The sequence below is a fragment of the Moorena sp. SIO3I8 genome (assembly GCF_010692325.1).
Lineage (GTDB): Bacteria > Cyanobacteriota > Cyanobacteriia > Cyanobacteriales > Coleofasciculaceae > Moorena.
Map to the genome: position 1 here is coordinate 1 of NZ_JAAHHW010000151.1, position 14,706 is coordinate 14,706.

Genomic DNA, 14,706 nt, shown 5'->3' on the forward strand with positions numbered 1-14,706 from the left:
TTTGGGGAGGCATCATCTCTTCTGCGATAGTTAGATCCTCACTTGTTAATAAATGCCATCCTTCACAGCCAGTGCCCCATTGGAAATTCTTGGCAGTAGCTTTATTGATCTTTTCTTGATTTGACATTGCTTTTTCCTTTTGAATTGAAAGTTACTTTATCAAGTACTGAAGTTTTCATTTATTGTAATCACACTCAATAGTTTACTTTGTAGACACTAAAGTTTTTTCATTGCTCGACTCCAACATTAATTCAACAATTTTGGCTAATTTAGGATGCATGATAAAGTATTGCTTGCCTTCATTAGCTTCCTGCTTAATACCTCTTAACTCACCCCGTTGTACTTTCAGTAAAGCTTCGATAAATACTTGCCATTTATTGGTGTAGTAATTGCGGTCTGTAACTGTTTTTATGGTGTCTCCTGGTTGTAACTCCAATTTCCTTCTGACCAGAATTTCCCCCGTGTCTAAACCCTGATCAACTAGGTGGGCACTAACACCGACTGACCCTCCTTCCAGAATTGCCCAGCGCCTACTGTCTAAACCACGATACTGGGGTAAGATGCCTGTATGAATGTTGACTGTAGCAATTTTAGGTATTGCTAGTATTGGTTTACGTAAAATATTGAAAACATTCACTGCTAAAACATCCGGTGCAATTGCTTTCATCAAAGCCAGACCTTCATTGCTATTCGGATCGTCAATAAAATGTAGGTTGAAGCGATCGTTATGAGCATTCTCCCTCAAAAGATCGTATTGTTGATTGTCATTGCCTACAATGACAACATCAGCAAATTTAAGATTCTGGGTTTGTGCTTGGTAAATAATATGAATAGTTATCAAGGGTGGGGTTGATAATAAACAAAATTTCATCACACAATTCCTAATCTTTTTTGCAGAGTTTCTATGCAATGATGCTCTAACTCTTCAATCTCCCTAAGCTGATTTGTTCCTGAGTATTCTTCTCGCAAGCGGTCGTTTAATTTAAGTGCTGTATTTAAGAAGCGATAATCATGACTTTCCATCCCATGAGCCATAAACCTTAGACTGAGTGAGAGCATTTCGGGGAGAGAAATGTCGGAATTTTCTCCTTTCCATAGCTTTCTTATTTCTACGCGGCGCATATATTTTTCCAATTTTGTTGTTGTCTGACTCATTTTTTAATCTTTTGTCATTTGATTAGCTTTTCCTCTATTTTTAAGCTGCAATAGCTTCACCAGTTTTGAGTCAAGTATCTACTACTGTACAGATACTAATTTACTGTCTTTGACGCCCATAAATCCCAGGAACTTATTCTGTGCTGAAATAATTTGCTCAGAAAATATTTCTAGGTCTTTGCCTGCACAGGTAATGATTTCATCAAAATCATTAAATGAGAAAATGCCTTGTTCTAGAGCCAGTAATAAGTACTTGATTCGGTTCAATACTTCATCAATGTACTCTTGACTATTCTTGAATCCTTCTTCAGTTAGGGCTTGTTGACCACGCATCAGGTTAATCCGTACCCCAAAACCAGGTATTCCCATGGCAGAAGGAATACTGCAGTGCAAACCAGTTATCAAACTTAATGTCTGGCAAAGGTGTTGAGCATCTCGACAAGATTTCTCGGAAAGAAAAGACTCATCAAACTGGATAAAATAGTTAATACCAGCTTCTGGGTTAGCATAGGGACTAATCAGTTCTTTTCCTAATTCCTGATTAATCTGTGCAATTTTTCTAGTCGCATAATCAAAGTTTTAAAACTGGTACTCTACGGAACCACCTTGATTAAGGAACTTTTCCATGATATTTGACGCAACAAGAGTTTCCAATTGCGAGAATTGAGAAACCGTATAGAAGCTATTGGAACCGAAAAAGATTGATAGCTTTTCTTTCAATGTCTTGTTACCACAAGCAATCGGGGTAATTAGTCCCCAATTTGCAGCGGGAATTTTCTTCCTCATGCTAGTTGTATAGATAGCATTCTTCCGAATAAGAGGATCTGCATAGAGAGAAGGAATTTTATCTTCCCTGAATAATCCACCATTATAGGCATCGATTAAGATCACCATGTCAGGATACTTAGCTAGGTATTCCTTGATCAGTTCAGCAATTTCAGCAAGAGCCTCATTTCGCAAGATAAATCCTAGGGCAGTAGGTTCCTCCCAGATAAAAGCGACAGGTACTCGATCGCTTTTTTGGGCAGAATCAAAGGCTTCTTTAATCGAACTTGCCGTTACGGTGAATTTGTCACCACTCGATTGAGCATAAACTAATTCACCGCCGAGCAAATATGGAAATGAACCGCCACACTTGAAAGACCCTTCAACTCCGATAACACAAGGCTTTTTATATAAAAGCTTTTTTTGATTTTGAGTATCGTTAACCTGATCGGGAATTGAACCAAAGATTCCATCATGGAACTTTTGATAATGGTTTTGAAAGGCAATACTCAATACATAATATATCGCAATCATTGAGCTGCCCGGAAGCACAAGCACATCATCAATTTCGACTGGTATTTGCCGGTGTAAAACTTGATAAGCCAAGTTGATAAGCTTTTGGGGCTGATGACCGACTGTTTGAGCTAATTCAATTGGTGATAGGGAATATTCCAGAATATATTCATTGAGTTGCTTGAGATCCTGTTGGAGATCCGAAGCTGGCTTAATATCCCACGCCTCAATCTGTTGTAGTTGTGAGCTTTCTCCGATTTGCTTCACTAACGGTCTGAAATCTTTAGAATATCTGAAGTACTCGCAGAAATTAGAAAAACCTGGATTAATAGCAGGATCAAATTCAAAACCAACGCTAAGCATAATCTTAATACCAAACTTTTTTCTCGCTCTTTACAGGTATAGAGTAATTACAAAGGATAAACTTGACTTAATCAGACTATCATGCTCTTCTCAATCAACACCTTAGTCAGCTAACACTTTTCTGGCTGTAGGGTTCTGATCCAATTTCGACTTTGGTGTGAGTGCTCTGTTGTTTCTGTTGTAAAACGGCTTTGTTGTTAGGATTATCTGAGCACGGAGCTGGATAGCTATTTGTCGAGTTCTGTTCCCATCTTTGCCATGGCTCAACAGCCAACTGATGAAGATTAGCAGCCACTGCCACGAATCTCTCGGGAAGGAGAGATTGGAAGTAGCCCCAGTTTATTTGAGCTAGATCATCTTTGTTGAGTGGAGCCATGAAAACTACTCTACCCGATAGTGGACACAATCTACTCTACCAGATAGTGGAGCCATGAAAACTACTCTACCCGATAGTAGACACAATCTACTCTACCATATAGTGGACAGCTAATCTTGCGGTTCTCAATTAGGTGAGGTACAAATTAATCATTAAGAAGAGAAGAAGTAATGAAAACAGTTTTTATTGTACCTCACTAGGATAGTACAAAAATATCGATTCCGGTTAATTAGTTTTGATTAAACTGTGGATTCAACTGTGGGTGGCCATCAAGGATAACAAGCGATCGCCTCAATCATTTCAGGGTTGTTCAACAACATTTAGCAGCGCTCAAATAGAAGAACCTCCAATTCCTGGAGGTTTTCAAATCAGGGATTGGCAATCCCTATAGTTTATTAATAGTTTATTAAACATTAGTTAACCAGACTCGATATCACTAGTGCTTACTCTGTTTATCGAATAGGCTTTGGATTACATGAGCTGATAGCTGATTTTCTGATCGCTAAATATTGATAGCACCTCAAGTAGCGTGGCCATTCGCGTAGCGTGGCCCAAAGGCCAAGGCCAAGGCTGATAGCACCTCAAGTAGCGTGGCCTTTGGCCTTGGCTCAGAGCTCAAACTAAGACTAATAAAGACTCGAAATTCTTCAATTTCCTAGCTTCCTGATTATTAGCATATCCATAAACCCGAGGGAGTTGCTTCGTGCTTAAAAGTACTTTTCTGACCTCAGAGTTGGATACATTACTTAGATTCCTGCCAGAAAGAAGGGCAGTAATGGCAGCTATCCCCAATGCCTGACCAACACCAGCATTGAATTCCACAATTCTACCAGCGGATGAAGCAAACCCTTGAAACCCAGAACCAGGACTGACAACGGCTAAATTAGGGACTGTCTTAATTTGGGCATGCTGGATGCCAATGTTGAAAATTGGCTTACTAAAACTTACACTTTTAAACCCGTTCTCAGAGGCTCTGGTACCAAGACCTTCGATACCCCCGCGCACATCAAAATGATAGCCAAAGGTTCCCAAAGCAGACCAATTGGGTGTGCCACCTAAGAGCATTTGGGATCCATATAGAGGGTCTACTACACCAGTAATATTGCCTGCATGGCGGATGTAAAGCTCAGATGCAGGCTTAACGGCTTTCGCTCCGATACCTTTGAGCCAAGTTTCAACGAAATTCATCTCTTCGAGAATCTTAGCAGAGGGTTTAGCACCTCCTTGAGCTAATTCCTCTGCTTCAGTGCCATTGACCTTACAGAGGAGGGCATTCCAGGAAAGCCTACCCCCTGGAAGAATTGCCACATTTCCTTTTAATTTTCCAGGTGGGATATTTTCTCCTTAAGCAGACAAACGGTAATCTTAGCCTGCTCAGTACTTATTTGCTACAACGAGATAGCTACCATAGATTGACATCAACGGAAAATGCCAACCTAAATACTGGGATACCTTACCTGATCCATATAATTTAACTCCTGAGAATCCATGCATTTGCAATCTCAATCGCAGAACTTCTGGAAAATGCTGAGTTAAATGGCTGACACCGTAAACTGACATTCCAAGGATTTTATTTTTTATGTAATTAGGATTGGGAGTGGTAAGCAACAGCCTTCCGCCAATCTTCAACACTCTTTGGAATTCACATAATGTTTTATCTACATCGGCAGGATACAGGTGTTCAAGAAACTCACCAGCAGTAATCACATCAAAAAATCGATCTTCCATAGGTATGTCTGTTGAAAGACCATAGACTTTTTGTGAATAGCACTCAGGCAAAACATCTAATCTTTCTTGTACACAATCAAGACCAAATAATGTCAGGTTCGGGTTCAACTCCTTAAAACGTAATCCACCTCTACCCGTATTGCAACCTACGTCAAGAATCTTTACAGCTCCTTTCTGAAAAAAACTGAAGAACTGTTCGTACCTTTTCAAGGTAAAAGGGTCGTGTTCTGAACGATTTTGTTGAACATTCTGAACTTCGTACTTCTTATGCAGATTGACCATGTTTCCTTCTCCAATTCAACATAGAAATGACTAAACTCCAAAGCGTTACTGAATTACCGGATGAATCAGGGATAGACAGGTATGTGCCTCGGTGGCACCGGCACCTCCCAAAACTTCAGGTAATGCACTAACAGTCCGATCGAATGCTTCAGCATTTCTATTGACTTCGAGTCACACAAAGTCTTGGGATGTAGCCGAGCCAGATAGTGCCTCAATCGAGTGAAATCACCCTAGACTCGGGTCATATACAACGGGTTGACGATATCTGGTCACCATCGATGGATGTAGTTGGGATACACATTGAAACCATCTGTAACATAGAAGAAACACTCCCACAAACCCTTCGTACGCCCACACCAGTTCAAAGGTCATTGTACTACGCTCTCCGATTCCGTAAGCTAGAATACCAGTCAATAGTCAGTTTCTCGGGTTTCTTTTTCCCAGGTGGTGTTAAAGCCAGTAGCAGGTCGAGTTGTAGTCTAGTTAAGACCTCCACCGCCGCAGAGTGAGGAGCATTTCGCTGTAGAGCTGACGGCTGACGGCTGACGGCTGAATGCTTACGTTGAAATCCCTGGTAAGCGAGTTTAATTAAGGTCTCAGGGAGAAGTGTACATTGGTTAATTTGGGAAGTAGATTGCATAGTGAGACTTAAATTAAATGAGGTAGACAAGTTTGGGATTTTAGGGAATAGCAATACATCGCTTTTTTACCATTATTCCAAAATTTGCTCATTGTGTGTAACTAGGATTAACTAATGTTGAAGTTTCCCCCAAGAAGCATGTAAATCTCAATCTAACCTACACCCAACGCCTATGGTAAACAACCTAACAACCTTGGCCAAAAGGCCACGCGCTTCGCAGCAAAGCGGGACTTCGTCCATCGCGTTCAACCTTGGCCAAAAGGCCACGCGCTTCGCAGCAAAGCGGGACTTCGTCCATCGCGTTCAACCTTCAACCTAACAACCTTCAACCTAACAACCTTCAACCTTCAACCTTGGCCAAAAGGCCACGCAATCGCGTTCAACCCTTGAAATTAGCCCCCAATTCCCAGCCTTCCTGCCAAAGCGGAATTAATGGGAATCAGAGTTGCAACCATTAAAAATAATGCCAATAACCCCCACAATGCTCGAGTATCATCGAGTTCGGTAATTTCATTGAGGCTAGGACGTTCTAAACTCCGCTGCAAGAACAAAATCAAGATTCCCCAGTACAAAATGATGGGATTGGCTGGATTGATTAAGGCCAGAATCCCCAAAATTACTAAGGTGGCAATGGTAGTAAGTCGAGCAGTTTTGCGTCCGTAGATAGCTTGGACAATTCGCCCACCATCGAGTTGTCCTGCTGGCATTAGGTTCAAAGCTGTTATGGTTAAACCTAGCCAACCGACAATGGTGAGAGGGTGAACATCCACTAAAGACTCTTGGAGAGCACTACCGAGCACTAACTTTGCCAGCCCTCCGACTAAAATTGACTCTTGGAAGAATTCCGCTGGCACCTGAAAGGCACTGCCTTGATGAGAAAGGAATAATCCCGCCATCAGCATCACTAGAGACACTACACCACCTACGGCTGGTCCAGCTATAGAAATATCAAATAATACTTTTCGATTGGGTAATAATGATTCGAAGCGAACCATAGCACCAAATGAGCCGATTTGCAAGCTGGGAAGGAAAAAGGGTATGCTGAGGCGAACGTCGTGAGCTTTGGCTTGCCACCAGTGACCGAGTTCATGGGTAATCAGAACTATCCAAATTCCGATGGTAATCGGTAAGGCTTCCCGAAACCGTTCTGGTTCACTGAATAAATCAAACTCAAGCAGTAACCCAGATACTTCTAAAGTGGTGAAAAATGTGGCAATTACCAGAACCAGGGCTAATATTTTTTGCGCAACTGTAGTGGTTCGTGGGTCATTGGTACTGGGCAAGACAATGACAACTGGTTTCCCTTCTGGATTATCGACTAAAAATAGCCGATAGCGATCGCTTAATTTTTCCTTTAGATTAGCTGACAAACGAGAATGTACAACTTCTGCATCGTTTCCCCGCAGATTGCCTGTAAAAATTGCCCCTTCCTGATATTTTATAGTTTCCGTCGCAAAGAAGGTATCAATCCCAAAAATCTCTTTAATCAGTTGTAGGTCTTCATCAGGAATTGTAGCTACTCCGATCCTGGTAGTATTCGGACCCTCGGATACGGCAGTTAAATTGTTGTAAGCTGCAGTATCTTGCTCCTCAGACTTTTGGGCATCTTTGCTTTGTTGTTGATCCTCGAACAGTTTGGTGGCACGCTCCCGCCAAACCTCATCTTGACCTGCTGCACGTAAGAGCCTGCCCAAGTAGATGTATAGGCCGGTGGAAGCGAGTAGCAGAAATAGGATCCCAACGATATTCAGGTAAATTCCGATGCTGACTAAGCCAAAGAATAATAGCCAGGGCAGTGTCAAGACTACTGACTGTAACCAGGCTAAAATTCCCAGCTTGCCGTAAGAACGAGCGCGGTTATAGCCCCAACCTAGAACACCAAGGGCTACGAGTATGATTACCAAAGTGACAGTAGTCTGTGATCCGTTAAACATTATCAATTCAATTTTGATGGAGTACTAGTTTGTTTCCAACTTTGGAGAGCGGCTCTGAGATCACTTTGGTTTTGCTGTAGGAAGCTGGCTCCCTCTACTTGGTCTAATCCTGTCCAGTACATTAGTAGCGCTAGTTTTACCTGGCGTCCACTGCGCTCTAGTAAGTGAGCGCAGTCTTCTCGGCTGAGGTTGGTCAGGTCTTTGAGGATGCGCAGGGCTCGGTCATGAAGTTTCTTGTTGGTCACTGCCACATCTACCATGCGATTGCCGTAGACTTTGCCAAGCTTTACCATGGCTCCAGTGGAAAGGATATTCAAGGCCATTTTAGTGACAGTACCGGCTTTGAGGCGAGTAGAGCCAGCTAGGATTTCCGGACCAACTAGCAGCCGAATATCGATATCAGCATCAATACTGACCTGTTCAGGGGGGACACAAGCGATCGCAATAGTGGTTGCGCCCCGCCGTCGTGCCTCTTGGAGTGCGCCGTGGACAAAGGGTGTGGTACCACCTGCGGTAATGCCTACCACCACATCTAGGTCATGTACCCGGCGATGGGCGATCGCTTTTGCACCATCTTCCCGTCGGTCTTCCAAATCTTCAGAACTCCGCACCAATGCCCCTGCTCCTCCAGCAATGATCCCTTGGACTAGGTCTGGGGGTGTACAAAAGGTGGGGGGACATTCGGCAGCATCGAGGACTCCCAAGCGTCCACTGGTACCAGCCCCCACGTAGAAGAGGCATCCTCCTTGACGCAATGCCAATGCTGTGCGGTCAATGGCTTGAGCTAGCTGGCTACGAGCTGCTGCGATCGCATCTAGGGTTTTGGTATCTTCTTGATTAAATAGATCGACTAACTCTAGGGATGTCAGCTGGTCAAGGTTCTGACTATTGGGATTAATCTGTTCGGTCAGTAGATGTCCCCGTTGTTCTAAATTTTGCATTATTTATTTAGTCATTGGTTGAAGGTTGAAGGTTATTTGGTTGAAGCTTGAACCGTTGACGGTTGTTCGCCTTTGCCGATTCGGTGTCTGGTAGGTTGTTTGGTTGTTTGGTTTACCGGTCAAGGGGGACAGTTAAAAAGTATTCCTCAAATTTTTATCAGTTTACAATAAATTTTCCAACTGACGGCGAATGCGGTCTAGCTCTGATATTTCTGGTTCTTCGGTTTTCTTGACGTCAGGTTGCCAATCAGTCTTTTCTAGATTTGTTTCCGGTGGCATGGCCAACATTCCTTCAGTAACCAACTCCGAGTCATAACCAGCCGATTGGCAAAACTCTTCAATCTCTTCTAGATCGATAGCTTCCACGGTTGCTGTTGGGAAATCCTGGGCTTCGAGCAATAAAGCAAAGCGGGTAGCATCGTCTTCCTCTTCAAACATCAATACCGTTTGCTTATCGCCAATTTGGATGGTGTGAATTCCCTCGTTTTCTGTCCGGGCATTAAATAAAAGGACGTATACTTGCTTAGGTGCCATCATAAATCTTATATAACCTTAAGTAATCGTTATTTTTTAATTGTTTTTATAGGATATCTGATACCATTTTGCTTTAATGCCAGGGAGAGATAGCAGGAGGGCCAAGAGAGGCAAGAGGGGCAATAAAAAATGGTCTATTTGTAGCATTCTTTGAGCTACTTGATTAACAATTCCACTACAATGCCACTGCTAAACCATCTTAGCAGCAACTGAGCTATCACCACGCTCCCCACTTAGCACGCTCCCCACTTAGGACTGACCGACTCTCCGACTCAGTACTCAGGACTCAACATGCTCCGCAGTCAACACCACCATATCGTGCGATCAAGGTATTGGTTGAATCTTCTTGATTGCGCAGCCAAGCCCACATTTGGTCTCCGAGGCAAAAATGCCACCACTCTCTAGGATGACACCGGAACCCAGCCGAGTACATTAAATTTTTTAACAGCTGTCGATTGTGATGATAAGGCAAGTCTTGCTGATTGGCGTAATAATCGGGATGGGAGCGTGGTGAGACTTCATCAATCTCAGAGCCCATATCAATGGTTTCACCAGTAGCATCCACCAGGGTAATATCTAACGCACCACCTGTACTGTGAGGGGGTGGAGTCATAGGGTTAGAGCTGGGTACTGCCCAAAATTGATAGACTTGTTCCCAAATGGCTTGCTGTTGTTTTTCCGATAGGGTGGTTGGGTTGAGTTGTTGGGCCTGAGCTACTTCAGCAAAGGTATGGTCAACCATGAATTGTTGGACTTCTACCGGTCGATAGCCATCAAAAATCTGGATGCGCCAACCTGGATGCTGCTGTTGGAGTTGGCTTTGAGCCACAAAGAGTGCTTCTATCACACTCTGGCGCAGATAATAAGGGGAAGCTTTACCATAAGGTGCCCCCAGTTTTTGGTAGGGATGAGGGGTACGAGCGGCAAATTGTTCTAAGGGAATGGGGATGAGGGGTTCTCCACACTCTACAATTGGGATTTGCTGATAAGGTTTCATAAGTTATAGCAGTTATCAGTTTTTTCAGCATACTCAAACCACAAGAGTCACTACTTCTTCTCTGTTCCCTGTTCCCTGTTCCCTGTTTCCTGTTCCCTGTTCCCTGTTCCCTGTTCAACACTTCTAGATTTATCGCTATTACCATTAGGATAAACGTCAGGCACGGGATCATAACCTCCTGGATAGAGAGGATGACACCGTAGAATACGCCGAATGCCTAGCAAACCGCCCCGAAAGACACCAAACCGCTCAATGGCTTGGATAGCATACTGGGAACAGGTTGGTTGAAAGCGACAGACTGGGGGAAATAGGGGGGAAATAAACGCTCGATAGCCTCGAATTAGCCAAATAAGTAAAAATTTCATGTAATGGTCACCCCATCTAATACAGTAATAAATAAGTTTTACAGTATGCTGCCATCAGATCCTTGTTTAATTCTGTACCCTCGATAGAATCAATACCAACCCTATGGCTGCAAATTGCACTGATTGCTGTCGGTCTCGGTGCGATTGTGCTGCTGGCGGAAACGCTACATCAGCGCACCGCCCGGGATTCAGAAATTACCCGTAAAATTGTTCACATTGGCACGGGTAACGTTATTTTAGTGGCTTGGTGGCTACAAATACCTGCCTGGGTAGGTATTTTGGCTTCAGTTATCGCTGGTGCGATCGCTCTTTTGTCCTATTACATTCCTATTTTGCCTGGTATTAACAGCGTTGGGCGCAAAAGCCTAGGCACTTTCTTCTATGCTGTCAGTATTGGTGTCGTAATTGCCTGGTTTTGGCCCTTACAACAATTCCAGTATGCCGCTATTGGTATTTTAGTGATGGCATGGGGAGATGGACTGGCAGGACTGATTGGTCATAAATTTGGTCAACATCCCTATCAAGCTTGGGGGATGCAAAAAAGCTGGGAAGGTTCTCTGACCATGGCGGTAACTAGCTATGTAGTCAGTAGCCTGATCCTTTTCGCTGTTCAAGGTAATGTCTGGCAAACCTGGTTGATGTCAATTGCGATCGCATTCTTTGCCACAGTCTTAGAAGCCTTCTCCAAGTTCGGTATTGATAATCTCACAGTTCCTATCGGTAGTGCAGCAGTAGGGTTCTTTTTAAGTCAAATCCTCACCTTGGGTTAAAGGGTTCTTGAAATAGATCAGTTTATGAGCTTGTGCTTGAAAGTAGATATTAAACTAAGAATAAATCAAACGTTGATAGGAATGGAGAGTTGATTCAATGTTAAAGTTTTACAATAATCCCATGTCCAACAATGCCCGACGGGTATGGATTGCTTTATTAGAAAAACAGATTGAGTTTGAGCCTGTTGAAATAAAATTAGATGGTGATCAATTTACGCCAGAATTTATTGAAATCAATCCTTTTCATCACGTTCCAGTCCTAATCGATGATGGATTTAAAGTGATAGAATCCTTAGCCATCTTAGATTATTTAGAAGCTAAATATCCAACTCCTGCTCTGATGCCCACTGATCCTCAAGCTATTGCTACAGTGAGGATGATAGAACTGGTCAATGTCAATGAGCTTGCTCCTGCTATCGTAACATTTATGCGCCATAACTTGGAGATTGAAGTAGAAGCAAAAAAATTAGAACAAGCTCAAAAACAAGTTGCCACAGTGATGAAATTTTATAGCGAAAAATTGGGCGATAAAAACTATTTTGTAGAAGGGCAATTTACGGTAGCCGATATTGTCGCCGGTTTGTCGGTATATTTTCTCAGCAAGATCGGCGTTTCTTTAGCTGACTATCCCTCAGTCCAAAATTGGCAAACAGCTTTACAGCAACGGGAAAGTTGGCAGCAAGTTCAACCAACACCAGAGCAGTTTGAAATGTTTAAAGCAAAGGTGAAAGCAATTTTGTCACGGTAAACCACTAGAAAATTGGCAACCCCTGAGTTAATGGGAGTAGGGAGTAGGGAGTAGGGAGTAGGGAGTTATGAGAACCGCTACATTACCACATGACCTGGATCACGGTGTTCGCTCCCAGCTTAAATCATCCCGTCAATAGGCAACCTCATTTCCATGGCGTTGCATCTGTGCGGGATGATTTAAGCTGGAACAGGAACACTACCATGATGGAGGTAATGTAGTAACAATTTTACTGATAGTTTCAGCATTTCTACTGATTTGGATGGGACAGAGGGTTTTTCTTTTCAAACGAACATGCGGAGTGTCTAAGACGAGTATTTTCTCACCGGTGCGCTTTCCGTAGGCGAATTAAATTCGCCACGGGTCGCACCGCTTCCATACGAGTCATGTAGGTTTTGAGGACTAAGTGGTCACAATCATTGATAAAACAAGGATATACCTTGTAACCATCTGTCACATAGAAAAAAGATTCCCATCCTCTCAAGATTTTCCACAGAGGTCTAAATGTTAGTAATGAGTGATCCCCAAGTCCCCAAGCTAAAATTCCTGGCTTCCAATGATTCACGGCTGTCCAGAGCCACAATTTTTTTTTTTTTACCCACAAAAGTTTGTAGCTCATCAATTTCAGTTATTTCAGGTATTTCTGAAACTTTTGGGGTATCTGGTATAGGAATCGCTACTTTTTTAACCCACCGAATTACGGTATTATGGTTTACCCCTGTGATTCTTTCAATAGCTCGGAATCCTAACCCGTTTACATACATTTTCAAACAATATTCCTTAATCTTGGATGGATATCCTTAAGTCGAATAGGTTTCGACGAACTGACGACCACAATCAAAACAATTGGTAATTTTGTTTACCTCGACGGTGACCGTTTTTACGAATTTGGCAACATTGGCATCTAGGACATTTCATATCCTTATTATCCAAATCATCCCGCAATGATGCAACGCCGAAAATTTTGTTACCTAATGTGGTTATATTCTAAATAACTTATCAAAAAATCCTCTTTTGCAACGAGATTTTCTATCTAGAATGGCCTTACCAAACCGTTCTAGACTCAAGGGAGACCAAAAAGACCATTTAGGACGAAAGGTAGTTATTAATACTTCTAAATTAAGATAAACTAGTGGGAAAAATATGAGCCCAATTAGATTGACTGTAAGTGTGATTATTAGACCCAACATTTCAGGGAGATTCAAAAGAGTTACAATTAATCTTGTGTTTATAGCAAGTGCTACATATAAAGTCGCAAATTTATAAATTTGAGTGTATCCTTTGTTTTGATAAATAGTGCTTTTGTTAATACAATAACCGCATTTCTTATTATAAAATTCACATTCCAACCCTTGACGGATAAAGTTTATGAGAGCAGCGCAACAATTATTTTTACCCACGTGATACATACATAAGTTTTTATCCAAATCATTATTGATATATTTTTCATAAAATTTAATCATATTATCTTCGTTTAAATAAGAATCAGGTATGTAGATTTCTACAGTAGGTTTACGCTTTCTCTTAATGCATTCCTCCTCAAAAGAAATATAGTCCGCTTTAGGGGCGTAATCTTTTAGTAAATATTTTTTTGAATCATCTTTATTTTGCTGATTTTTTTCTATATTTTGTTGAACTTCTTCGATATATTCTTCTAATGATTTAGGTCTATGACTAATATAAATTTCTCTTTTTTTTGTTTTTATAGTCATTGCTGCATGACCAACATCTACACGATATAGAGCATTAATCACAGCTCTATTAGGTAATTCACCTTTCCAAATATGCAATGTAACGCTCATGGATAATTCCAAATTATTAATGGTGTAGTTGTGACATTTTGTGATTGACAAAATTGGTAAAATTTCTAGGATAGGCGGAAATATTAGTAATAATATTCCAACAGGTAAAAAATGAAGGTCTGCTAAAGGCAGAAATCATACCTGCTTCCCAATATTTCCACAGTTTTTTATCTACGATATCTAATTCATAATGCAAGAGGTATTGTTCATAGCATAGGTCAAAGTATAACCAGACTGGTCGTATTATTTTCTCTTTTTCATCATCTGATAAATTATCAACATTAAAATTTTTGTCTAGAACTATCTTTGGTAATTTTTCAAAAATTTCTTGATATCTTTTAGTATATTCACTTACATTTGTTATTAATAATTCTTGCTTAACACCTTTATTTTGTATCCATATACTGTACATTGATATCACCAAAGCTAGTAAAGCAATAAAATCACTAAGTACCATAATTAATTGTTTGGAGTTATCTTTTTTAATATGTAACTACGATATGATTAATATCGTATATTTTGGATGGTTATAGCAATTCTAAATCATTCGTAAAATCAGACAAATCTGGAATCGTTACTGGAAAAAGGTTATAGCGATCACTTTAGCAAATATATTTCACGAATCATTTAGGCTGGTTGACTGACAAAACTAATCAAGCACGTACTCGTACGTTTGTATTTTGAATTCCAGTCGATACCGTCGTTTATCATGTTGTGTTCGTGAGGCCATCACTGGGTCAGGATCATGATTACTCGTAAAACGAACCCGACGAATCAGTCTCCAGCCATTTTC

Annotated in this window: 17 protein-coding genes and 3 pseudogenes; 3 read left to right on the forward strand and 17 right to left on the reverse strand. The window is 41.5% G+C overall.

Annotated elements, in window-relative coordinates; genetic code table 11:
- Positions 1-202: 202 nt before the first annotated feature.
- The 5 genes from F6K51_RS32025 to F6K51_RS32045 all read right to left on the reverse strand — a co-directional run bounded on the left by F6K51_RS32025 (position 203) and on the right by F6K51_RS32045 (position 3,172).
- Positions 203-871 (reverse strand): formyl transferase, encoded by a 669-nt coding sequence (locus tag F6K51_RS32025; protein ID WP_293028396.1) that lies wholly within the window; start codon positions 869-871, stop codon positions 203-205.
- Positions 871-1,155 (reverse strand): hypothetical protein, encoded by a 285-nt coding sequence (locus F6K51_RS32030; protein WP_293028399.1) that lies wholly within the window; start codon positions 1,153-1,155, stop codon positions 871-873. The genes F6K51_RS32025 and F6K51_RS32030 overlap by 1 nt, the downstream gene beginning before the upstream one ends.
- Positions 1,156-1,236: 81 nt before the next feature.
- Complete coding sequence (locus F6K51_RS32035; RefSeq protein WP_293028401.1) at positions 1,237-1,560, reverse strand: hypothetical protein; 324 nt, start codon at positions 1,558-1,560, stop codon at positions 1,237-1,239.
- 174 nt (positions 1,561-1,734) lie between these two features.
- The gene (locus tag F6K51_RS32040; RefSeq protein WP_293028404.1) at positions 1,735-2,700 is read right to left on the reverse strand and encodes a hypothetical protein; all 966 of its coding nucleotides are present in this window, start codon (positions 2,698-2,700) and stop codon (positions 1,735-1,737) included.
- A 202-nt stretch (positions 2,701-2,902) separates the two neighbouring features.
- Positions 2,903-3,172, reverse strand: a complete 270-nt coding sequence (locus F6K51_RS32045) for a hypothetical protein (RefSeq protein WP_293028407.1) — start codon at positions 3,170-3,172, stop codon at positions 2,903-2,905.
- A gap of 235 nt (positions 3,173-3,407) precedes the next feature.
- On the opposite strand from F6K51_RS32045, the gene F6K51_RS32050 reads away from it, so the two are divergent.
- Complete coding sequence (locus F6K51_RS32050; protein WP_293028410.1) at positions 3,408-3,563, forward strand: hypothetical protein; 156 nt, start codon at positions 3,408-3,410, stop codon at positions 3,561-3,563.
- Positions 3,564-3,787: 224 nt separating this feature from the next.
- Here F6K51_RS32050 and F6K51_RS32055 read toward each other — a convergent pair whose 3' ends face one another.
- The 9 genes and pseudogenes from F6K51_RS32055 to yidD all read right to left on the reverse strand — a co-directional run.
- Positions 3,788-4,480 carry an FAD-dependent oxidoreductase gene (locus tag F6K51_RS32055; protein WP_293028413.1) on the reverse strand — a complete coding sequence of 231 codons (693 nt, stop codon included), beginning with the start codon at positions 4,478-4,480 and terminating at the stop codon, positions 3,788-3,790.
- 66 nt (positions 4,481-4,546) lie between these two features.
- Positions 4,547-5,182 carry a class I SAM-dependent methyltransferase gene (locus F6K51_RS32060; RefSeq protein WP_293028416.1) on the reverse strand — a complete coding sequence of 212 codons (636 nt, stop codon included), beginning with the start codon at positions 5,180-5,182 and terminating at the stop codon, positions 4,547-4,549.
- A 65-nt stretch (positions 5,183-5,247) separates the two neighbouring features.
- Positions 5,248-5,593: pseudogene (locus tag F6K51_RS32065) on the reverse strand (IS1 family transposase); the annotation flags it as partial.
- Entirely contained in the window at positions 5,559-5,822 is a 264-nt protein-coding gene (locus tag F6K51_RS32070) for a hypothetical protein (protein ID WP_293028420.1), read from the reverse strand. The pseudogene F6K51_RS32065 and the gene F6K51_RS32070, both read right to left, overlap by 35 nt.
- A 392-nt stretch (positions 5,823-6,214) precedes the next feature.
- On the reverse strand, positions 6,215-7,756 hold the full coding sequence (locus F6K51_RS32075; RefSeq protein WP_293028424.1) for a site-2 protease family protein: 1,542 nt from the start codon (positions 7,754-7,756) through the stop codon (positions 6,215-6,217).
- A gap of 2 nt (positions 7,757-7,758) precedes the next feature.
- Positions 7,759-8,697, reverse strand: coding sequence for an N-acetylmuramic acid 6-phosphate etherase (gene murQ / locus F6K51_RS32080; RefSeq protein WP_293028427.1), 939 nt, complete (start codon positions 8,695-8,697; stop codon positions 7,759-7,761).
- 162 nt (positions 8,698-8,859) lie between these two features.
- A complete protein-coding gene (locus tag F6K51_RS32085) occupies positions 8,860-9,231 on the reverse strand; it encodes a DUF3110 domain-containing protein (RefSeq protein ID WP_364303389.1) in 372 nt (123 codons plus the stop codon).
- A gap of 286 nt (positions 9,232-9,517) precedes the next feature.
- Positions 9,518-10,228, reverse strand: a complete 711-nt coding sequence (locus F6K51_RS32090) for a M15 family metallopeptidase (protein WP_293028433.1) — start codon at positions 10,226-10,228, stop codon at positions 9,518-9,520.
- A gap of 158 nt (positions 10,229-10,386) precedes the next feature.
- A pseudogene (yidD, locus tag F6K51_RS32095) lies at positions 10,387-10,593 on the reverse strand (membrane protein insertion efficiency factor YidD); the annotation flags it as partial.
- A gap of 62 nt (positions 10,594-10,655) precedes the next feature.
- Between yidD and F6K51_RS32100 the strand changes: the two are divergent.
- Together F6K51_RS32100 and F6K51_RS32105 are read left to right on the forward strand one after the other, a co-directional pair.
- A complete protein-coding gene (locus F6K51_RS32100) occupies positions 10,656-11,363 on the forward strand; it encodes a diacylglycerol/polyprenol kinase family protein (RefSeq protein ID WP_293028439.1) in 708 nt (235 codons plus the stop codon).
- A gap of 97 nt (positions 11,364-11,460) precedes the next feature.
- Positions 11,461-12,111 carry a glutathione S-transferase family protein gene (locus tag F6K51_RS32105; protein WP_293028442.1) on the forward strand — a complete coding sequence of 217 codons (651 nt, stop codon included), beginning with the start codon at positions 11,461-11,463 and terminating at the stop codon, positions 12,109-12,111.
- Between the two features lie 179 nt (positions 12,112-12,290).
- Here the strand turns inward: F6K51_RS32105 and F6K51_RS32110 are convergent.
- From F6K51_RS32110 to F6K51_RS32120, 3 genes and pseudogenes are all read right to left on the reverse strand, one after another.
- Positions 12,291-13,029 (reverse strand): annotated as a pseudogene (locus F6K51_RS32110) (IS1 family transposase).
- Between the two features lie 62 nt (positions 13,030-13,091).
- Positions 13,092-13,913: a hypothetical protein gene (locus F6K51_RS32115; RefSeq protein ID WP_293028445.1), complete on the reverse strand. Its 822-nt coding sequence runs from the start codon at positions 13,911-13,913 to the stop codon at positions 13,092-13,094.
- 16 nt (positions 13,914-13,929) lie between these two features.
- Positions 13,930-14,370 carry a hypothetical protein gene (locus F6K51_RS32120; RefSeq protein ID WP_293028448.1) on the reverse strand — a complete coding sequence of 147 codons (441 nt, stop codon included), beginning with the start codon at positions 14,368-14,370 and terminating at the stop codon, positions 13,930-13,932.
- Positions 14,371-14,706 lie beyond the last annotated feature (336 nt).